Raw genomic sequence first — 18,799 nt, 5'->3', positions numbered from 1 at the left:
CATGTGCCAAATAAAGCAAACCTCTCCATACAAATAAGAAGATTTTTTCACATAATGAAATGTACATATAATTGAATTTTCTGTATAATCTTATTTGCGGAGGGGATACACATGAGAAGATGGGGGATTGAGTTTTTAATTTTAACAGTCGTTATTATTTGGGGGATAAATTTTACGATTGCGAAATATGGGCTTTTAGAATTTACAGCAATTGAGTTTACTGCACTTCGGATGATATCGGCGGCACCGCTTATGTTACTCCTTACATTTTTTATTGAAAAGTCGGTTTACATGGAACGAAAGGATATACCTAGATTAATCATCGTTAGCGTTGTAGGTATTGTACTGTATCAAACATTGTTTATGGAAACTGTCAAATATACGTCTGCTACAAATGCCTCTTTACTCATTTCTATTTCACCTATTTTTACAACTGTATTTGCGATTTTTTTGAAACAAGAAAAGTTTTCTTCTCGAAAGCTCATCGGTTCTATTATTGCCTTTGGTGGTGCCGCATTAGTTTTAGTAGCAGGGCATTCACTTACTAGTTCTTTTTACGGGAATGGAATTGGACTTATTACATCAATATGCTGGGGACTTTATCCTGTTTTAGCAGGTCCATTAATTAAAAAATATTCAGCACTACGTGTTACCGCATGGTCAGCATTAGTTGGCGCGATTCCACTGTTATTGTTAAGTGGACCACATGTATTTATAATGCCATTTCACATTACACACGGAATGACACTATTTGCTTTACTATATTCTATTTTCTTTGTAACAGTATTTGGTTTAGTAATGTGGTATGTTGGTATTCAAAAAATTGGCGCGTCACATACGATGGTATATATGTATATAACGCCGCTTGTAGCTGTTTTATTTGCAGCTGTATGGGCAAATGAATATGTATCGTTTCAACAAATAATCGGTGGCATTATTATTTTCTTCGGTCTATGGTTTGTGAAATCGGAGAAAGTAAAAGCTCATTCTATTGCGGGGGAACCTATATCAAAATAGGAAAACAGATCATCTATAATCTGCTTTCCTATTTTTTTATTTTTGGTAAGAAGACGAGAAATAAGATAGCAGTAATAAGAGGAATTAAGTTTAAAAATGGAATACGGAAGAGTGTGATAAGAATAATACCTGGAAGAAGAACACCGAGGACAGCGTAAAAAATACTGTGATTTTTCGTGTACCAATACAATGAAAGTCCAATAAGTGCAGGGATAATGAGGTGAATGAGAGCCATTAAAAAATAAATCATTAGACGCCCCCTTTATTTGTGTGCTTATTACATCATATCCGTATGTTCATAGATTGATATCATTTTTTTCATAAATGGACGAAAAATGTTTGGAAAAACGTCACAAATTATAAGAATATGATGTTTGAAATCTTGTATAATATTATTTCCTGAAAACATTAAAAACAACATAAACAACCCGTTTATGTTGTTTTTAATTTGAGTGAAATGAATTTTAAGTAGTATGAACTCGAAAGAACTGAGTTATACAGCTTTTGTTGGATAGATAAAAATTACTGAAGAGGAGAACAGCATGATTAGTATGTCATTAAGATCGTTTAAAATTCAATCGTATTATTTACTAGGTTTTCTTTTATTAGGCTGGATGTTAACGCCGTTTTCAGCTCATTTTCTAGGTGCAGGAATTGGACTGATTGTAAGTATGTATTGTGTTTGGCTTTTAGGGAGACGAATTGAGAAGCTTGGAGATAGTATCGTAAAGAAAACGAAAGCACCGACGCTCGGTATGTTTAATCGTTTTGCAGCTGCTATTTTAGGTGCTATTATTATGTACGAAATTGAGCATCACATGGTTATGTGGGCATTTGCAGTAGGGATTCTGGGTGGCTATTTCTTAATCGTTGTGAATTTAGGCTACTATAGTATGAAAGACGAGGAAGAATTAACGAAGAGCTAAAAAGGTAAAAAGATAAAAAGCCTCTTTTTAGATGGAATAGAGGATCCAGCGAGGGATAGAAGCGGTCAGGGCCCTTTTTAGCCCGTGCGGTGTGAGACCAGATAGATGTAGTCATATGTTCGAAGCTGTGATTGGTCTGGGTGGAAATGGATTTACCCTGGGATAAGTGATGAAGTGATGGATAGTACAACAGGAAGCAAAACTTTGCACAAAATACAGGTTTCTGCTTCCAATAAGTTAACATGAAATCACGTATTCGTATGACTTTTAAGTTCTTTGAAAAAGTTGGATATAATACAACAAATTATTCCGATAATTAGAATAATATATTTTATCGTTTCACTTGTATGCTCAAATAAAGTAACGTTAAGCATCACAAGTCCCCAAAACATTTGAATCGCTCCGTAACTGAATAAAATTTTTCCTGTACGAGAAAATTTGTTCGTAGGTCTCACCCTTTCCTGTATATGTAAATTTTAACATAAAAAACGAAAAGTGAATGATTATAAAATGAATTTTCTGTATTTTTTTTGAACTAAGTTACAGATGAAAAGAGAAGATATAGAAAGAAGCTTACGTAAAAACGTAAGCTTCTTTTTTATGTAAGTGTGTATAACCGTTAAGCCGCATTGGGTTTTGTCGGTGAGTACGCTGAACTTTACGGTTACACGACACTTATTCATATGAGTAAAAGGGTTATTCCAACAGAAAGTTTGTACTTAAGCGATTGGACCGCCTAAGTTAATAATATTTTCAGAAACGCTGTCGAACTTTTTGAAGTTCTCTTTGAATTCGCTTGCAAGCTCGATTGCTTTTGCTTTGTAAGCAGCTTTATCAGCCCAAGTTTGTTCAGGCATTAACACTTCGTCAGGTACACCTGGTACGTGAAGTGGAACTTCAAGACCGAAGATGTCATGTTTAGCTGTTTCTGTTTTCGCAAGTTCGCCGCTTAATGCTGCTTGAATCATTGCACGAGTGTAACCTAAGTTCATACGTTTACCAACACCGTATTCGCCACCAGTCCAGCCAGTGTTTACTAAGAATACTTTCGCATCGTGTTTCTCGATTTTTTCACCAAGCATTTCAGCATAGCGAGATGCATCAAGTGGTAAGAATGGTGAACCGAAGCAAGTTGAGAATGTTGCTTGCGGTGATGTAACGCCGCGCTCTGTTCCTGCTAGTTTACTAGTGTAACCACTTAAGAAATGATACATAGCTTGTTCTTTTGATAACTTACTGATTGGAGGCAATACGCCAGATGCATCAGCAGTTAAGAAAATGATTGTATTTGGGTGTCCAGCAACACTTGGCAGTACGATATTGTCGATCGCATGCATAGGGTATGCAGCACGAGTATTTTCTGTTAAAGTAGTATCGTTGTAGTCTGCGATACGCGTTTGATCATTAATGATAACGTTTTCTAAAACAGATCCAAATTTGATTGCATCGAAAATTTGTGGTTCTTTCTCGTGAGAAAGGTTTACACATTTTGCGTAGCAACCGCCTTCAATATTGAATACACCGTTATCAGACCAGCCATGCTCATCATCACCGATTAATTTACGGTTTGGATCAGCAGATAATGTTGTTTTACCTGTTCCAGATAAACCGAAGAATAGTGCTACGTCGCCTTCTTCACCTACGTTTGCAGAGCAATGCATAGAAAGAATATCTTGTTCAGGTAATAAGAAGTTCATAATAGAGAAGATTGATTTTTTCATTTCTCCAGCGTATTCTGTACCACCAATTAGTACGATACGTTTTTCGAATGAAACCATAATGAATGCTTCAGAGTTTGTACCGTCAACAGCTGGATCAGCTTTGAAATTCGGTGCAGAAACAATTGTGAACTCTGATTCATGAGTTGTTAATTCTTCTTCAGTTGGACGAATGAATAATTGATGTACAAATAAATTGTGCCATGCATATTCGTTAATAACTTGAATTGGTAGGCGGTAATTGCGGTCAGCGCCTGCAAATCCATTGAAGATGAATAACTCTTCTTTTTCTTTTAAGTATTCTAAAACTTTAGTATATAATTTATTAAAATGTTCTTCAGAAATCGGTTGATTCACTGCTCCCCAAGCAATTTTGTCAGCAACCGATGCTTCTTTCACAATAAATTTATCTTTAGGAGAACGTCCTGTATATTTTCCTGTTGAAGCAGAAACGGCACCAGTAGAAGTTAATTTCCCTTCATTTCGCATTAATACTTTTTCCACTAATTGCGGAACACTTAGTTGAATCTGTGCATTGCTTCCGTTCAATAATTCGTGTAAACCAATTTGGACATTCACAGTACTCATATTTATATACCATCCTTTTCATTTAATGAAATATTTCTCGTAATCCCCAATAAGAGTATAACACAATTATATAAATAATGTATACTATTTATTTCTTTTTGTTTGTGTGAATGCATTATTTCCTTATTAATATTTCATTCCAGGCGTATTGAGAAAAACTTTCAGGAAAATGTGAATATTAATTGACAAATGAATATCATTTCTTTAGTATAGGTTGGGACGGATACTCTCTTATCCCGAGCTGGCGGAGGGACAGGCCCGATGAAGCCCAGCAACCTCACTTGTAGTGGTAAATACAGGTGAATAGGTGCTAAAACCTGTGCGAGGCTAACGGTCTCGAACGATAAGAGCAAAGGGCAAAAAGCAGTATGCAAGTAGCAAATTAAACCTTTCCTCTATGTAAAGTAGGAAAGGTTTTTCTGTATGCTTGTGTGGGAGAATAAATGTATGTCGCAGTTTGTGGCAAATTAAGGATGAGTTCCGTACAATATATACAATTACTGTAGGGAGGTTTACCACATGACAAAAAAACGTCATCTGTTCACATCTGAGTCTGTAACTGAAGGACATCCAGATAAAATTTGTGACCAAATTTCTGATTCAATTTTAGATGCGATCTTATCAAAGGACGCTAATGCACGTGTAGCTTGTGAAACAACTGTAACAACTGGTTTAGTATTGGTAGCGGGGGAAATTACGACTTCTACTTACGTAGATATTCCAAAAATCGTTCGTGAAACAATTCAAGGCATTGGTTACACACGCGCAAAATACGGATTCGATGCAGAAACTTGTGCAGTTTTAACATCTATCGATGAGCAATCTGCTGACATCGCTATGGGTGTTGACCAAGCGCTAGAAGCACGCGAAGGTCTAATGACTGACGCTGAGATTGAGGCAATTGGTGCAGGAGACCAAGGTTTAATGTTTGGCTTCGCATGTAATGAAACACAAGAATTAATGCCACTTCCAATCTCGCTTGCTCACAAATTAGCTCGCCGTTTAACTGAAGTACGTAAAGATGACACATTATCATACTTACGTCCGGATGGAAAAACGCAAGTTACAGTTGAGTATGATGAAAATGGTAAACCTGTACGTGTAGATACAATCGTAATTTCTACACAGCATCATCCAGATGTTACATGGGAAGAAATCGATCGCGATTTAAAAGAGCATGTAATTAAAGCTGTAGTTCCAGCAGAATTAATGGATGGAGAAACGAAATTCTTCATTAACCCAACTGGTCGCTTCGTAATTGGTGGACCACAAGGTGATGCTGGTTTAACAGGACGTAAAATCATCGTTGATACTTACGGTGGATACGCTCGCCACGGTGGCGGTGCATTCTCTGGTAAAGATGCAACAAAAGTTGACCGTTCTGCAGCATATGCAGCTCGTTATGTTGCGAAAAACATCGTAGCAGCTGGTCTTGCTGACAAAGCAGAAGTACAACTTGCATACGCAATCGGTGTAGCACAACCAGTATCAATTTCAGTTGATACATTCGGCACTGGTAAAGTATCTGAAGACGTACTAGTAGAACTAGTTCGTAACAACTTCGATCTTCGCCCAGCTGGTATTATTAAAATGCTAGACTTACGTCGCCCAATTTACAAACAAACAGCAGCTTACGGCCACTTCGGACGTACTGATGTAGATCTAACATGGGAACGTACAGACAAAGCTGCAGCTTTAAAAGAGCAAGCTGGTCTATAATATATGAAAAAAAGCTTTGCGCGGTGAGCGCAAAGCTTTTTTTATTTTGTTTTACTTACAATTTGAATGCATGAGCTACAATACACTTCGCCGTCTAGGTCAATATACTTTTTCATATTCGTCATGCCACTTGTCGGAAAGGGCATATGAATCCATGCTTTTTCATACGTTTGGATTTCTTTTTTACATGATTTGCAAAGGGTTGATTTCTTTTGGAACATATGTAATCAACCTTTCATTTGACGTGCTTTACCCGCGCAAAAAGCACTGCTTAGTAAAAATAGTGTTGCGAATATAATGCTTACTAATGTAGCGTATGGAATTGCGCCTTTTAGAGAAAAGCCAACAGTAATGGAAGCGACGAATAAGAGGATGAATGTTGTTGTTAGTTTTTTGTAAAGTTCCATAATATGTAGACCTCCTTATTTAGAGATAGAACGTTTAAATATAAAATCTACTATGTAGGCAAGTACGAGAGGAATTAATGTGCTAGTCAAATAGTAACGAATACCACCATCAGGCATAAGCACATACAATTTTAAAAAGTTAATATCAAGCCCGTAAGCGATACATTGAAAAAGGGATAATATAATTAGGAATGGTATAATGGGTACGTATCGTTTCATATTTTGAATCTTGTAAAGCTCCTTTATATGGATAAATATACTTATATTGTATCATATTGAATTCTTTAATTTATACATAATTTTACAAAGTTAAACGAAAGGAAAGATGAAAAATGAGTGTTAATGAACATAAAAAACAAGCGCCAAAAGAAGTGCGCTGCAAGATCGTGACAATTTCTGATACACGTACAGAAGAGACGGACAAGAGCGGACAACTCTTACATGAATTATTAAAAGAAGCAGGGCATACAGTGACCTCTTATGAAATTGTAAAGGATGATAAAGAAAGTATTCAGCAAGCGGTGTTAGCTGGTTATCGTAAGGAAGATGTTGATGTCGTGTTAACAAATGGCGGTACTGGCATTACGAAGCGTGATGTAACGATTGAAGCAGTGTCAGCGTTATTAGATAAAGAAATTGTCGGGTTTGGTGAGTTGTTCCGCATGATTAGTTATTTAGAAGATATCGGAAGCAGCGCAATGTTAAGTAGAGCGATTGGCGGTACAATTGGGCGCAAAGTTGTCTTTTCCATGCCAGGATCTAGCGGAGCGGTTCGTCTTGCGATGAATAAATTAATTTTACCGGAATTAGGTCATATTACATTTGAGCTGCATCGCCAATGAGTAAGTATGCTGGAATTGTATTGGCAGGAGGTATGTCGAGTAGATTCGGTGAGCCGAAAGCATTAGCGAGCTGGCAAGGTAGTACTTTTATTGAGCATATTGTGAAAGTGATGACGACTGCGTTGCAAGAAGTTGTAGTCATTAGTCACTCCGATATAAAAGAGAGGGTAGAGAAACTTGTACAAGTTTCTGTTATAGAAGATATTCCGCATTATAAAGGAAATGGACCACTTGCTGGAATTGTATCAGGAATGGAATATATAGAAGCAGATTGGTATGCTATTATGCCTTGCGATGCGCCAAATGTTTCGCAAGTATGGTTTACCATTTTACTAGAGCAAACGAGTAATGAATATGATGCAGTTATTCCTATTATTAATGGAAGGAAACAACCGTTACTTGCAGCGTATCATAACCGTGTGAAAGAAAAAATTTATGCTTTGCTTCAAGAAGAAAAAAGAAGTATGGGCCAACTTTTATCACAATGTAATGTGAAATATATTGCTGGTGAAGATGTGCAGGCGAATGCAGATTGGTTTATAAATGTGAATACGAAAGAAGAATATATGCAGGCTCAAAAAGACCTTTCAAATGAATGAAAGGTTTTTTTGATATACAGAAATTGGGGAACAATTACTGTATAAAGGTATGTGAGTAAGTTGATTTTAAGGGGAATCTCTTAAAATCATTATGCAGTAAAAATACTGTATAACCATATATTAATTTTTATGGGTTTTTATTACAAGTCTATTTAGTTATGTGTCTTTTTGTTATAATGAATATGGAAATAAATAGATATTACACCTAATGTATCATTTAGTAAACTAAAATTTATAACTGTGTAATAAACTCCCTTCGTTTTTTGAAGGGAGTTTTTCTGTTTAAGCGAGTAATTCTGATGCGGTGTGCTGAAGAACTTCTTCATATTGGTCAAGTAAGCCACGAAAGATCTCATCCCAACTTTGGGATTGGGCATAAGATGAAGCCGCGATGCCCATTTGCGTAAGTTGCTCTTCATTTTGCAATAAAGAATAGATGGATGATAGAAATGAATCCGTATTTTTGGGCGGACAAAGAACTCCTGTTTTTCCATCTGTAATAATATTTTTAACTCCGCCACTATTTGCACCAATGACAGGTGTACCACATGCAAGTGATTCTAGTACGACATTTCCGAACGTTTCAGTAGCAGATGGAAATACCATGATGGTAGAACAAGCATATGCTTCAGCTAAATCCTTTCCTTGTAAATACCCAGTAAAAGTAATATTTGTACTCGGAACAGATTCACGCAAATTTGTTGCTAGCGGACCGTCTCCCGCGATGAGCCAATGAATGTCGTTTCGAGTATGCGTCGTTTTCAAGATAAGGTGTTGCAACGTATCAATATCTTTTTCAGGGGCAATCCGTCCAACATAAGAAAGGACATACTTCGCTGTAATATTATATTTTTTTCGGAATAGGTCTGTATTGTAAGATGGATGAAAGAGTGTGCAATCTACACCACGTCTCCATATGGAGAGGGCCTGAAAGCCCTTGTTTTTTAGTTGGTGTAACGTTTCAAAGGAAGGAACGAAATTTTTTTGCATATGACTATGAAACCATTTTAAATAGTTCCAAAGCATATTAGAGAGAAATTCGATTTTGTAATAGCGTAAATAAGCATCGAAATCAGTATGATAAGAACCGACAACTGGGATGTTTAATTTTTTTGCATAATACAATCCACAAAGTCCCATGTTGAAAGGTGTAGCAATGTGAATAATGTCAGGTTTAAAGGAAAGAAGTTCCCGTTTAATACGCGGAGTAGGAAAAGAAAAGCGGCATTCTGGATATAATATTGTTAACGGGATACTTCTCATCTTGTTCACATTAGCTACGAAATCATCTTCAGCTGTATGCTGAGGGGCGAAAACAGAATAGGCGATCTTTTCTTTCTGAAAGTAACGTGTTAATCGTTCTAATGTTTTCGCAACCCCGTTGACTTGTGGTGTAAAAGTATCGGTAAAAATGGCGACTCTCATCATATCACTCCTTTATGTGAAAAGTGGGATGAATTGATAAAAAGAGATGATGCCAGAGCAAGTACCGAGGCACATACCGACAAATACATCAGACGGATAGTGAAGCCCTAAATAAATACGAGAAATACCGACGCATAATGCTAAAGGTAATAGAAAAACAAGTAAGTTTGGATTATAGCAAATAAATGGAATGAAGACAGAGAAAACGGCTGTGGTATGACCAGATGGGAAAGAGTGGTCTTTTAATGGATGGACTGGATATTTCGCATCCTGAATTGTTAAATAAGGACGTTTTCGCGGGTACCATCTTTTTAATATTTGTACAGGAATATGGCTAATTGCTAAAGAAATAGCAGTTGCGATTGCAGCTTGATGCAAAGTCCCTTTTGCAAAAATTAAAAAGAAAAGTGTGAGTGCGATTGAGAAAGTAGCACCACCGATATGAGTAATATTGCTGAAAAAAATATTTAATGTTTTTTGATCAAAATATCGGTTAATTCCTTTGAAAATGTAACATTCTATTTTATACAGTCCACTGACCTTCATGAAAATTCTCCTCCCTCGTTTACATATATATGGAGATATTAGCTTTTATTTTAATAAGATTTTATTGAGGGAGTAATAATGTTTTGTAAAGAAAAAGTTAGTTTTTATATAAAAAGCTGCCACTTTAATGGCAGCTGGAAACGTTACTTCTGTAATGATTTATAATACTGGCCTTTTTCAACATATTGTGTGCGAATGCGTTCCATGTCTTTACGGTCTTCCTCTGTTAACTCGCGAACGACTTTAGCTGGGCGACCGAAAGCTAATGTGTTTGGTGGGATTTTCTTTCCTTGTGAAACGAGGCTTCCAGCACCGATAAAGGCTCCTTCGCCAATTTCAGCACCATCCAATATAATAGATCCCATTCCAATTAAAGCATCTTTTTTAATATGACAGCTATGTAAAATAACTTGATGCCCAACTGTAACGTCGTTTTCTAAAATAAGAGGATACTGTGGGCTTTGGTGAAGTGTACATTGGTCTTGTACATTTACTCGGTCTCCAATGATTGTTGGTGAAACATCGCCGCGTATGACTGTATTAAACCAAATACTTGATTCTTCGCCAATGGAAACGTCGCCTGTAATGGTAACATAATCAGCGATAAAAGCACTACTCGCAATTTTCGGATTTTTTTCTTTATAAGGGTATATCATGTAAAGCCTTCCTTTCCTAGAGACTAGTTTCAGTGTATCAAATTATGAGAAAGAGTGAAATGGAGGAGGTCCGTATGTGGAATTATGAAGCAGAGGAAGCGAAAGCTGTCGTTATTATCGTGCACGGCGCAATGGAATATCACGGACGTTACGAAGCAGTTGCGGAAATGTGGAATCATAGCGGCTACCACGTCGTGATGGGGGACCTTCCGTCACATGGAACGACTTCAAGAAATAGAGGACATATTGATTCGTTTGATGAATACATAGAGGAAGTTAAATTGTGGGTGAAAGAGGCAAGGAAGTATCGGTTACCTATTTTTATATTCGGTCATAGTATGGGCGGTCTTATTGTCATTCGTATGATGCAAGAAACGAAGAGAGAAGATGTAGACGGCATTATTTTAAGTTCACCTTGCCTAGGAGTAGTGACCGGACCTTCTGCTCCGCTTCGAGTCGCCTCAAAAATATTAAATGTTATTGCTCCAAAATTGCAATTTGCAACGAATCTTACAGTGGAAATGTCAACTCGTAATCATGAAGTTAGGGACGCGATGGAGAATGATTCATTGTTCTTGCGCAAAGTATCAGTACGTTGGTATAGTGAATTGATTAAGTCTATCGAAATTGCTCATAAGAAAATAGATGATTTTCCAGATGTTCCGCTCTTGCTAATGCAAGCTTGTGAGGATAAACTTGTAGATAAAATACGTGTCCGCACTTGGTTTGATAATGTTAAAATAAGTGATAAGGCTTTTAAAGAATGGCCGAATTGTTATCACGAGTTATTAAACGAGTATGAGCGTGATGAAATTTTGAATTATATTCAGTCATTTACTGAAATACGCATCAATAACATAATAGAAACAAATAAGTAAATTATTTGTACATTGAATAGAGGAGATGAAGGAAGAAGTGAACGTACCGAGTAATCCCATAACGCTCATGGCGAAAGTATACCGTGATGTGTTTCCGGTTGTACACCATGAGCTAGCGATGTGGAAAGAGCGTGCCTACCATATTCCGAATGATGAGCTTCATAGTCAGGCAATCGCAAGTATTGAGCATAAAACGTTTCATTGTGAAGGCGGAGGCATTTTAGCGCTATTAGCAGATGAACACCGAGAGGAATGTATTCGTTTTATCGTAGCGTATCAAACGATCAGCGACTATTTAGATAATTTATGTGATCGCAGTACATCACTTGATCCAAATGATTTTGCCGCACTGCATGAATCGATGTTAATGGCATTATCACCTGAAGTAGAAGGTGGGGGTAATTATTATCGCTATCGTGATGATCAAGATGATGGTGGTTATTTAGATGAACTTGTTGAAACATGCCAAGATGTTTTAAAGAAAACGAAGCACTATGAAAAAATTGCTCCTGTTCTTCATGAACTTGCTTGTTATTATTGTGATTTGCAAATTCATAAACACGTGAAGTTAGAAGAAAGAGAACCACGCTTACAAAAATGGTTTGAGGCACATAAAGAAAACTTACCAGAGATGAGTTGGTTTGAATTTTCAGCATGTGCAGGTTCTACGCTTGGAATCTTTTGTCTTGTCGCATATGCATTTCATGATGAGTTACATGATGAAGATATTGCGAAAATTAGACAAGGTTATTTCCCTTACGTACAAGGACTTCACATTTTACTTGATTATTTCATCGATCAAGAAGAAGACCGTATGGGCGGAGATTTGAATTTCTGTAGTTATTATGAAAACGAGCAAGCAATATTAGATCGTATGAAACACTTTGTAGAAGAAGCAGAGAAGAGCATTGGTGATTTGCCTCATGCGAAGTTTCATCGTCTCATAAGCCGAGGGTTACTTGGTATTTATTTATCAGATCAAAAAGTATCAGCACAAAAGAATATGCACAAAATGGCACGGCGCATTGTAAAGTACGGAGGCCTCACTTCACGATTCTTCTATTGGAACGGGAAGATGTACCGAAAGAAAATGGCGCAGTGATGAAGAAAACCACTCATGTAGAGTGGTTTTTGTTATAATATGGTAAATGGGTGGTGGGAATGAAGCGTGTTTTTCGAAAGCTATATGACAATATTGAAGTAACATTGCTCGTGCTACTTTCCATTTCATTTGTAACTGGAATGTATGTGATGATGAATAAAGCTGGTGGTCCTACAACGATGGATTATGTAGCCCAAGTTATTATTGCATTGATTATTATAGTAGATATTGTCTTTTTAATAAGTGGTAGAAAAAAAGAAAATAGTAAATAAAAAGCATTTGTACACGAGAGTACAAATGCTTTTTATTATGATCGTATTTTTGCAAATACATATATGAGAAGTTCAATTGCGAAAATAACTAAAACAGATAGTCCGAATAAAGGCATGACAGCACCTAGTATAACCATCATGATAAAGAAAACGATTATGCTTTTCTTATCTCTTTGCTTTGGCGGTGCTGCTAATTTTCCTTTTGGTTTTCTTGCTAACCACATTTTTATTCCGTAATAAATGAGAAGTAATAAAGATAATGTCGTTAGTAAGCATAATATTTTATTTGGCCATCCGAATAAATGTCCTTCGTGAAGCGGGATACCATAAGTGAACCATTGTGCAAATAAGCCATAATCACGATAGTCCGTTTTGGAAATGAGTTCTCCGCTATATTGATCAAAGTACGCTGTTATTTCTTCATTTGGTGCGACATCCATACCTGTAATACCGGAACCGCTAGATTTCGAAACGGTGAATACACCTTTCGGATCAGCTGGTAGTGAGATAACATATGGCTTCTTTATTTCAATTCCTTTTTGTAATTCATCGACAGAAATTGCTTTCGGTTCATTTGAATTCGATTCAGGAGGAGCTTCTTTTCTTGTTGCCCATGGCAATTCTTTTACCTTTGATTCAGGCGGTGCCATATATAATTTCGGGTACCCAATTGATTCATTCGACGATGCGATTTTATAAATTTGGTTCCCCATAAATCCTGACCATGGCAATCCAGATGCGACTAGCAGAAAGAGAGGAATTGTAAATATAATACCGATAATAGAATGACGTCTTTTTGCTTTTTCTCGCTTATTGGATGATGGTGTGTTTTTGAATTGGCGTATACTCATGTACAATCCGGTTACGATTAAAAAGATTGTCCAGCATGCCGCAAGTTCTACAGTATAGTTGACGACAGTGCCACCAACTAAAAGAGAACTATGTAATTCCCTCATGATATTGGCAAACGTTTCACTTGCATTTTGATCCCCAACAATTTGATTATTGCTATCTAAATACACAAATTTTTGTTGCCCCGTATATTCATTTGAAATCGTAAGTCTCGTATTATAATCCCCATTAAACTCACTAATTTTCGCCACACTATAATGTGGATATTTTTTCTCTGTTAATGAAAGCGAATCAGCCATCGAAATAGATTCTGTTTGGGCGCTCTTCCCAAAATATAAATCTTTATAGATGAAATCTTCAACCTCTTCCCGAAATAAATACCCAATTCCGCTCAGTGACAAAGTAATTAGAAGCGGTGTAATAAAAAGCCCAGCGTAAAAATGCCAACGCCAAAAAATGTAATGAAGCGAACGATTTACTTTCATACTTTCAGTTCCCCTAACCTTCCCTATATGAATAGATTCCTCATTTTAATATAGCGAGATTAAGTGTGGATATTTTGAAGGAATTGTGAAAAATGTTAAAAGTTTTGGGATTTTCATCAAACATAAACCACATTTCAGAAAGTATGTTTTCTATGTTTATGAAGATTTCTTTTTATCCCGCTTTAATGGGCAGTAAGACCCCCATCTCAAAATTCAGCGAAAGCAAAGAAGTTAGGGGGGATCAACTGCCCATAAAAGTCCGATTGGTGAGGGCTGATTAAAGTTTCACTTTATTTGATAGATACATCCTAACAACCGCCTCAGCAAGACATTGAGCAGAATCAACAAAATCCTCATTCGCTACAACATTCAAATCAGTACATGCGATAATGGCGGTATCTACTTCGGTTTTTAACTGTACAACGAGCACACTCCATAAATTTCGAGCTTCTTCAATTTCTCCGCCTTTAATACAAGTAATAATTTGATTAATGCTTTCCTGCCATTGTTCGTTATGAATGTACTCTATATTACGTTTTGCAATCCCGTCTTGATAAATACTAGCTTGAATTGTCGCTTCTGTTGCGAGAAGAGCGACTCTTTTTGTATTTTCAGGAATTGCTTGTAACGTCTCATCAACGATATTTAAAATCGGAATGGACAGAGAATGCTGTAATTCTTCAAAATAAAGATGCGCCGTATTGCACGGCATAGCGATAAATTCTACGCCAGTACTTTCAAGTTTTTGTGCCCCTTCAATAATCGCTTTTTTCATTGCTTCGTGATCAATAGGACGATCCATGTAAAATGGTGTTGGACAAGAATAAATCATCATATGAGGAAAGTCCATATCATGCTTTGCTCCGTATATTGTTTGGCACTTTGCTACAACTGTATCGACGAATGGTCCAGTTGATTTTGGCCCCATTCCTGCTAGTATTCCGATCATTGGTTTGTCTCCTTTAATATGTAATTAAAAACGTTTTTTGCGAACGACAAAAAGAAATAAAGTAAGTAATAAAAATGAATATACGATAGCCCAAGCTGTGAGCCATAGTGTGTGAGTAAGTATATTATATTTGTATTGTCCAAGCATTAGAAAGCTTTCGATAGGTGGTAAAAACCATAGAAACTCTTTTTTAAACCGGATGGAGGCTATCGTTATAAGTAATATAAATGTCAGGCTAAGCCAAGCGGTGCCTGCTTTTTGAATAATATTTCTAGTAAATAAAGTTGCGATTGAAATTCCTAGTATAGAGAAAGACATGTGAGCGAGAAATCCGACTAAAAATAAAGAAACTGTCATTTCTTCATTAAACATTTGCAAAATAATTGGGTAGATTACGGATATAAAAGATAACACAGTACAAATGAGAAGAGCCGTAATATATTTACCAACATATAGTGCGGAAATATTATTTGTGTGAGAAATGGTGATTTGTTCTTGTACAGGGTCTTCCGTATGGAAAATCGTAACCGTAATCCAGGCGGATAATAAGTAAAGTGCGAGTGCTGTTTCTAAGTATGTCGGTACAATAGGAGTCGGTTTATATGTATATACAAAAAGTAAGCTCACAAAGTACATCGCAATAGGAGGGACGTACTTATATGATTTTGTATAGTCGAGAAAATGGTAACGAATAAGAGCAAACATAATAAACCTTCTTTCGATTTAAAAGTTAGGTTGTAGCAGTGTAATAGATGCTTTTTTATGTAATAAAAACTGTAGCATTTCGTTTGTATATTCTTTTTCGATTTGTAATTGAATAAGGTTTTGATTTGAATTGTGTGAAACGTGTATAAATCCTAATTGTTTCCGTAGTTCTATCGCTGAAAATGTTTCATGAACGATTGCTTCAATATAGACTTGTTCTGCTGATTTTTGCGCAGAGATATCTTCCGCGATTGTATGATTTGCTAACGTCACAATTTTATCGGCGAAGTTTTCTAGTAGTTGTTTTTCGTGACATGTGAAGAGTATAGATATGCCGTGTTGTTTTAATGAGAGTAAAATATGTTCTAATTCTTGTTGTGAGTTAGGATCAAGTCCAGAAAGAGGTTCATCTAAAATTAATAAATGGACGTCTGTAAGCAATGCTTGCATAATGCCTGTTTTTTGTTTCATGCCTTTTGAAAAGTTTCGTACAACGGAATGTTTTACATGATGTAAATGAAAAGATTCAAGAAGCATCGGAATTTTATCTTTTAAATATTTTGTTGATAAACCGTGAATGTGGCCGAGATGATATAGATAATCCTCTAATGTAAAACGAATCCCTTCAGGAAAATGTTCAGGTACATAGCCAATTTGTATATGTTCTTTTCTTTGAAGTGTCCCTGCTGTAGGTGAAATAAATCCTGCAATTATTTTGAGTAGAGTACTTTTTCCAGTGCCGTTCCCGCCGATGATAGCGAGTGCTTCTCCTTCTGGAATGGATAAATCGATGTTGTCTAGTATAAGTGATTTGCCGTACTTCTTTTGAATTCCCCTTAGTTTTACTAGCAAAGTTCTATCCTTCTTTCTTCAAATATTGTATACATCCATTATATAGGAGAATAAGAAAAAGACGTGCAATGAGTGCACGTCTTTTTTTGTTATGTTTTGTCGATAAGTCGATATAGTGTGTCGAATCGTCGATATATTATCGCTTTTCAATCGCCACAATAAATGGCGGGTTATTTTGCTGGTTAATGAAGCCATATCGCAGTACGTGAGCTTGTTTTTGGTCTAGTTCTTCTGCAAATTTGAGAACAGCGTCGCGTTCTACTTGTCCTTCTGGATGTCCGTGATAAATGACAAGGACGATGATACCTTCAGGAGCCATTACTTCTAGTAATTGTTCAATCGCCGAGAGTGTTGAGTTCGGTTTTGTAACGATATGCTTGTCACCGCCAGGAAGGTAACCTAAGTTGAAAATTGCGCCTGTTACTTTTCCTTTTGCGTCTTCTGGTAGTACGGATAAAAGCGTATCGTGACTATCGTGAACTAAAACAGTACGTTCGAAAAGCTCTTTTTCTTTTAAACGGATAGTGGAGCTTTCAATTGCTTCTTTTTGAATATCAAATCCAAATACTTTTCCGTTATCTCCAACGATTTCAGCTAGGAAGCAAGTGTCATGTCCATTTCCAAGCGTTGCATCTACAGCGTAATCGCCTTCTTTAACAGCTGTTTGCAGCAGTGTGCGAGCAAATGGTAATACACGTTCTAATTTCATTGTTGTTTCTCCTCATTTGCATATTTTCCTTGCCAGCTTCCGCGGCGTACAAATTCTGCATCGATGGAATTTAATACTTCCCATTTATTTAAGCTCCACATTGGACCAATCATTAAATCAGGTGGGCCGTCACCTGTGATGCGGTGCACAATTACGTCTTCTGGAATGATTTCAAGTTGGTCAACAACGAGACTTACGTAATCTTCAAGAGAAAGGAACTCGAGTTGCCCTTTTTCATATTGCTTCACCATTGGCGTTCCTTTTAATAAATGAAGTAAATGAATTTTAATTCCTTGTACATCAAGCTTCGCTACTTCACGAGCTGTTTCCATCATCATGTCATAATCTTCAAGTGGAAGACCGTTAATAATATGAGAGCAAACTCTAATGCCATGCTTACGTAATTTATTTACGCCTTCCACATAAGACGGATAATCATGAGCGCGATTAATAAGGTTTGCAGTACGTTCATGAACAGTTTGTAATCCGAGTTCCACCCAAAGGTATGTGCGTTTATTTAAGTCCGCTAAATATTCAACGACATCGTCTGGTAAACAATCTGGACGAGTCGCAATAGAAAGACCGACAACGTCTTTTTCTGCTAGAAGCGGTTCGAATTTTTCTTTTAACACTTCAAGTGGTGCGTGTGTATTTGTGTACGCTTGGAAATAAGCGATACATTTGCCATCTTTCCACTTTGAGCGCATTTTTTCTTTCATTTCATGATATTGCGTTATAACATCATCGCGGCGATCACCAGCGAAGTCACCAGATCCGGCAGCACTGCAAAATGTACAACCGCCATAAGCAACTGTACCGTCACGGTTCGGGCAATCGAAGCCAGCATCTAATGAAACTTTAAAGATTTTTTCACCAAATTCATTTCGTAAATGGTAATTCCATGTATGATAACGTTTATTGTCGTTTGTATATGGAAAAGGGTTTTGAACCTTCATTATTTTCCCTCCTAAGCCGAGTCAAAATGAAACAAAATCCATTATAACATACTCATAAGGTAGAGATGGAAGGGACACACTAAAGGGGAATTGAAGCAAGGAGGGACAATTATGGCAGAGCGTCAATCACTTGAATCGTATATTACACAAGCGGAGCAAGCGGTGGAATATGCGAAAGAACAATTAGATCTTGGTATGAGACAAGAGCATTACAATACGTTGGAGTATGGAGATGCGCAGTTACAATTAGAACAAGCATATAACGATTTACAAACGATGCAACAACATGCGAATGATGAGCAACGTGAGCAATTAAATAGAGCGCGCATGGCAATTCGCCAACTACAACATCAAATGATTATTACACCGCACTAATAAGGAGTGAATGTAATGGCGAAACGTTCAGATCAAAATAACCCAGAGCAAAAAACGCAAAATGGACATAACGCTGAGTTTTCAAATGAGCTTGATCCAGTGGTTCAAGTGAAACAGCGTAATAGTAAAAAAGGACAACCGCAAAGATCGAAGCAATCAGAGTAGACCAGGTCGCAATATGACCTGGTTTTATTTTATTATATTACAATAATGTAAGATTT

The 18,799-nt window shown here is 36.9% G+C and carries 25 protein-coding genes and 1 riboswitch; of the genes, 10 read left to right on the top strand and 15 right to left on the bottom strand.

The annotated features are described in order from the left end of the window. Positions 1 to 111: 111 nt before the first annotated feature. The gene (locus ACHZK0_RS23270) at positions 112 to 1,017 is read left to right on the top strand and encodes a DMT family transporter (protein WP_242241105.1); all 906 of its coding nucleotides are present in this window, start codon (positions 112 to 114) and stop codon (positions 1,015 to 1,017) included. Positions 1,018 to 1,045: 28 nt separating this feature from the next. On the opposite strand, the gene ACHZK0_RS23265 is transcribed toward ACHZK0_RS23270, so the two are convergent. Beyond that, complete coding sequence (locus ACHZK0_RS23265) at positions 1,046 to 1,267, bottom strand: hypothetical protein (protein ID WP_000639043.1); 222 nt, start codon at positions 1,265 to 1,267, stop codon at positions 1,046 to 1,048. A 292-nt stretch (positions 1,268 to 1,559) separates the two neighbouring features. Here ACHZK0_RS23265 and ACHZK0_RS23260 point away from each other — a divergent pair, with 292 nt between their 5' ends. After that, a complete protein-coding gene (locus ACHZK0_RS23260) occupies positions 1,560 to 1,943 on the top strand; it encodes an ATP synthase subunit I (protein WP_000624932.1) in 384 nt (127 codons plus the stop codon). A 248-nt stretch (positions 1,944 to 2,191) separates the two neighbouring features. Here the strand turns inward: ACHZK0_RS23260 and ACHZK0_RS23255 are convergent, their stop codons facing one another. Together ACHZK0_RS23255 and pckA are read right to left on the bottom strand one after the other, a co-directional pair. Beyond that, the gene (locus tag ACHZK0_RS23255; RefSeq protein WP_262740221.1) at positions 2,192 to 2,398 is read right to left on the bottom strand and encodes a hypothetical protein; all 207 of its coding nucleotides are present in this window, start codon (positions 2,396 to 2,398) and stop codon (positions 2,192 to 2,194) included. Between the two features lie 264 nt (positions 2,399 to 2,662). Beyond that, positions 2,663 to 4,249 (bottom strand): phosphoenolpyruvate carboxykinase (ATP), encoded by a 1,587-nt coding sequence (pckA, locus tag ACHZK0_RS23250; RefSeq protein WP_061676768.1) that lies wholly within the window; start codon positions 4,247 to 4,249, stop codon positions 2,663 to 2,665. A 228-nt stretch (positions 4,250 to 4,477) separates the two neighbouring features. After that, positions 4,478 to 4,599: riboswitch (SAM riboswitch) on the top strand. Positions 4,600 to 4,768: 169 nt separating this feature from the next. Here pckA and metK point away from each other — a divergent pair. Continuing rightward, on the top strand, positions 4,769 to 5,968 hold the full coding sequence (gene metK / locus ACHZK0_RS23245; RefSeq protein ID WP_000163113.1) for a methionine adenosyltransferase: 1,200 nt from the start codon (positions 4,769 to 4,771) through the stop codon (positions 5,966 to 5,968). 41 nt (positions 5,969 to 6,009) lie between these two features. Here metK and ACHZK0_RS23240 read toward each other — a convergent pair whose 3' ends face one another. From ACHZK0_RS23240 to ACHZK0_RS23230, 3 genes are read right to left on the bottom strand one after another with little or no spacing between them, the layout of a single operon-like run. Next, positions 6,010 to 6,189, bottom strand: a complete 180-nt coding sequence (locus tag ACHZK0_RS23240) for a hypothetical protein (protein WP_395760920.1) — start codon at positions 6,187 to 6,189, stop codon at positions 6,010 to 6,012. Positions 6,190 to 6,195: 6 nt separating this feature from the next. After that, positions 6,196 to 6,375 carry a hypothetical protein gene (locus ACHZK0_RS23235; protein WP_000424805.1) on the bottom strand — a complete coding sequence of 60 codons (180 nt, stop codon included), beginning with the start codon at positions 6,373 to 6,375 and terminating at the stop codon, positions 6,196 to 6,198. Between the two features lie 15 nt (positions 6,376 to 6,390). Then, positions 6,391 to 6,594, bottom strand: a complete 204-nt coding sequence (locus tag ACHZK0_RS23230; RefSeq protein ID WP_395760919.1) for a hypothetical protein — start codon at positions 6,592 to 6,594, stop codon at positions 6,391 to 6,393. 113 nt (positions 6,595 to 6,707) lie between these two features. Between ACHZK0_RS23230 and ACHZK0_RS23225 the strand changes: the two genes are divergently transcribed. Then, positions 6,708 to 7,217 carry a MogA/MoaB family molybdenum cofactor biosynthesis protein gene (locus ACHZK0_RS23225; protein WP_262740218.1) on the top strand — a complete coding sequence of 170 codons (510 nt, stop codon included), beginning with the start codon at positions 6,708 to 6,710 and terminating at the stop codon, positions 7,215 to 7,217. Then, positions 7,214 to 7,816 carry a molybdenum cofactor guanylyltransferase gene (locus ACHZK0_RS23220; RefSeq protein ID WP_262740217.1) on the top strand — a complete coding sequence of 201 codons (603 nt, stop codon included), beginning with the start codon at positions 7,214 to 7,216 and terminating at the stop codon, positions 7,814 to 7,816. The genes ACHZK0_RS23225 and ACHZK0_RS23220 overlap by 4 nt, the downstream gene beginning before the upstream one ends. Before the next feature lie 282 nt (positions 7,817 to 8,098). Here ACHZK0_RS23220 and ACHZK0_RS23215 read toward each other — a convergent pair whose 3' ends face one another. The 3 genes from ACHZK0_RS23215 to ACHZK0_RS23205 all read right to left on the bottom strand — a co-directional run bounded on the left by ACHZK0_RS23215 (position 8,099) and on the right by ACHZK0_RS23205 (position 10,443). Then, positions 8,099 to 9,241 (bottom strand): glycosyltransferase family 4 protein, encoded by a 1,143-nt coding sequence (locus ACHZK0_RS23215; protein ID WP_262740216.1) that lies wholly within the window; start codon positions 9,239 to 9,241, stop codon positions 8,099 to 8,101. Between the two features lie 12 nt (positions 9,242 to 9,253). Beyond that, positions 9,254 to 9,787: a phosphatase PAP2 family protein gene (locus tag ACHZK0_RS23210; protein WP_061676773.1), complete on the bottom strand. Its 534-nt coding sequence runs from the start codon at positions 9,785 to 9,787 to the stop codon at positions 9,254 to 9,256. A gap of 143 nt (positions 9,788 to 9,930) precedes the next feature. Next, positions 9,931 to 10,443 (bottom strand): gamma carbonic anhydrase family protein, encoded by a 513-nt coding sequence (locus ACHZK0_RS23205; RefSeq protein WP_000640203.1) that lies wholly within the window; start codon positions 10,441 to 10,443, stop codon positions 9,931 to 9,933. A gap of 74 nt (positions 10,444 to 10,517) precedes the next feature. On the opposite strand from ACHZK0_RS23205, the gene ACHZK0_RS23200 reads away from it, so the two are divergent. Genes ACHZK0_RS23200 through ACHZK0_RS23190 form a run of 3 tightly spaced genes read left to right on the top strand, consistent with a single transcriptional unit; the run spans position 10,518 to position 12,695 of the window. After that, positions 10,518 to 11,321 (top strand): alpha/beta hydrolase, encoded by an 804-nt coding sequence (locus tag ACHZK0_RS23200; protein WP_262740215.1) that lies wholly within the window; start codon positions 10,518 to 10,520, stop codon positions 11,319 to 11,321. Positions 11,322 to 11,358: 37 nt separating this feature from the next. Next, the gene (locus ACHZK0_RS23195) at positions 11,359 to 12,423 is read left to right on the top strand and encodes a tetraprenyl-beta-curcumene synthase family protein (RefSeq protein WP_262740214.1); all 1,065 of its coding nucleotides are present in this window, start codon (positions 11,359 to 11,361) and stop codon (positions 12,421 to 12,423) included. Positions 12,424 to 12,482: 59 nt separating this feature from the next. Beyond that, on the top strand, positions 12,483 to 12,695 hold the full coding sequence (locus ACHZK0_RS23190; protein WP_262740213.1) for a hypothetical protein: 213 nt from the start codon (positions 12,483 to 12,485) through the stop codon (positions 12,693 to 12,695). A gap of 35 nt (positions 12,696 to 12,730) precedes the next feature. Here the strand turns inward: ACHZK0_RS23190 and ACHZK0_RS23185 are convergent, their stop codons facing one another. From ACHZK0_RS23185 to ACHZK0_RS23160, 6 genes are all read right to left on the bottom strand, one after another. Next, a complete protein-coding gene (locus ACHZK0_RS23185) occupies positions 12,731 to 14,032 on the bottom strand; it encodes a PepSY-associated TM helix domain-containing protein (RefSeq protein WP_262740212.1) in 1,302 nt (433 codons plus the stop codon). Positions 14,033 to 14,309: 277 nt separating this feature from the next. Further along, the gene (locus ACHZK0_RS23180; protein ID WP_270605958.1) at positions 14,310 to 14,981 is read right to left on the bottom strand and encodes an aspartate/glutamate racemase family protein; all 672 of its coding nucleotides are present in this window, start codon (positions 14,979 to 14,981) and stop codon (positions 14,310 to 14,312) included. 24 nt (positions 14,982 to 15,005) lie between these two features. Then, positions 15,006 to 15,686: an ABC transporter permease gene (locus ACHZK0_RS23175; RefSeq protein ID WP_262740210.1), complete on the bottom strand. Its 681-nt coding sequence runs from the start codon at positions 15,684 to 15,686 to the stop codon at positions 15,006 to 15,008. An 18-nt stretch (positions 15,687 to 15,704) separates the two neighbouring features. Beyond that, positions 15,705 to 16,538, bottom strand: coding sequence for an ABC transporter ATP-binding protein (locus ACHZK0_RS23170; protein ID WP_395760918.1), 834 nt, complete (start codon positions 16,536 to 16,538; stop codon positions 15,705 to 15,707). 136 nt (positions 16,539 to 16,674) lie between these two features. Continuing rightward, entirely contained in the window at positions 16,675 to 17,247 is a 573-nt protein-coding gene (locus ACHZK0_RS23165) for a class I SAM-dependent methyltransferase (RefSeq protein ID WP_088064619.1), read from the bottom strand. Next, entirely contained in the window at positions 17,244 to 18,203 is a 960-nt protein-coding gene (locus tag ACHZK0_RS23160; RefSeq protein ID WP_000868034.1) for a TIGR01212 family radical SAM protein, read from the bottom strand. Before ACHZK0_RS23160 ends, ACHZK0_RS23165 begins: the two co-directional genes overlap by 4 nt. A 111-nt stretch (positions 18,204 to 18,314) precedes the next feature. On the opposite strand from ACHZK0_RS23160, the gene ACHZK0_RS23155 reads away from it, so the two are divergent. Both ACHZK0_RS23155 and ACHZK0_RS23150 read left to right on the top strand, forming a co-directional pair. Further along, complete coding sequence (locus tag ACHZK0_RS23155) at positions 18,315 to 18,578, top strand: YtzC family protein (protein WP_061676783.1); 264 nt, start codon at positions 18,315 to 18,317, stop codon at positions 18,576 to 18,578. A 15-nt stretch (positions 18,579 to 18,593) separates the two neighbouring features. Next, the gene (locus ACHZK0_RS23150; protein ID WP_001129345.1) at positions 18,594 to 18,743 is read left to right on the top strand and encodes a hypothetical protein; all 150 of its coding nucleotides are present in this window, start codon (positions 18,594 to 18,596) and stop codon (positions 18,741 to 18,743) included. Positions 18,744 to 18,799: the final 56 nt, after the last annotated feature.

The sequence above is a fragment of the Bacillus sp. 3G2 genome (assembly GCF_044324725.1).
Classification (GTDB): domain Bacteria; phylum Bacillota; class Bacilli; order Bacillales; family Bacillaceae_G; genus Bacillus_A; species Bacillus_A mobilis.
Note: the sequence above shows the minus strand (reverse complement) of the source record. Positions and strands in the feature narration are given on the sequence as shown.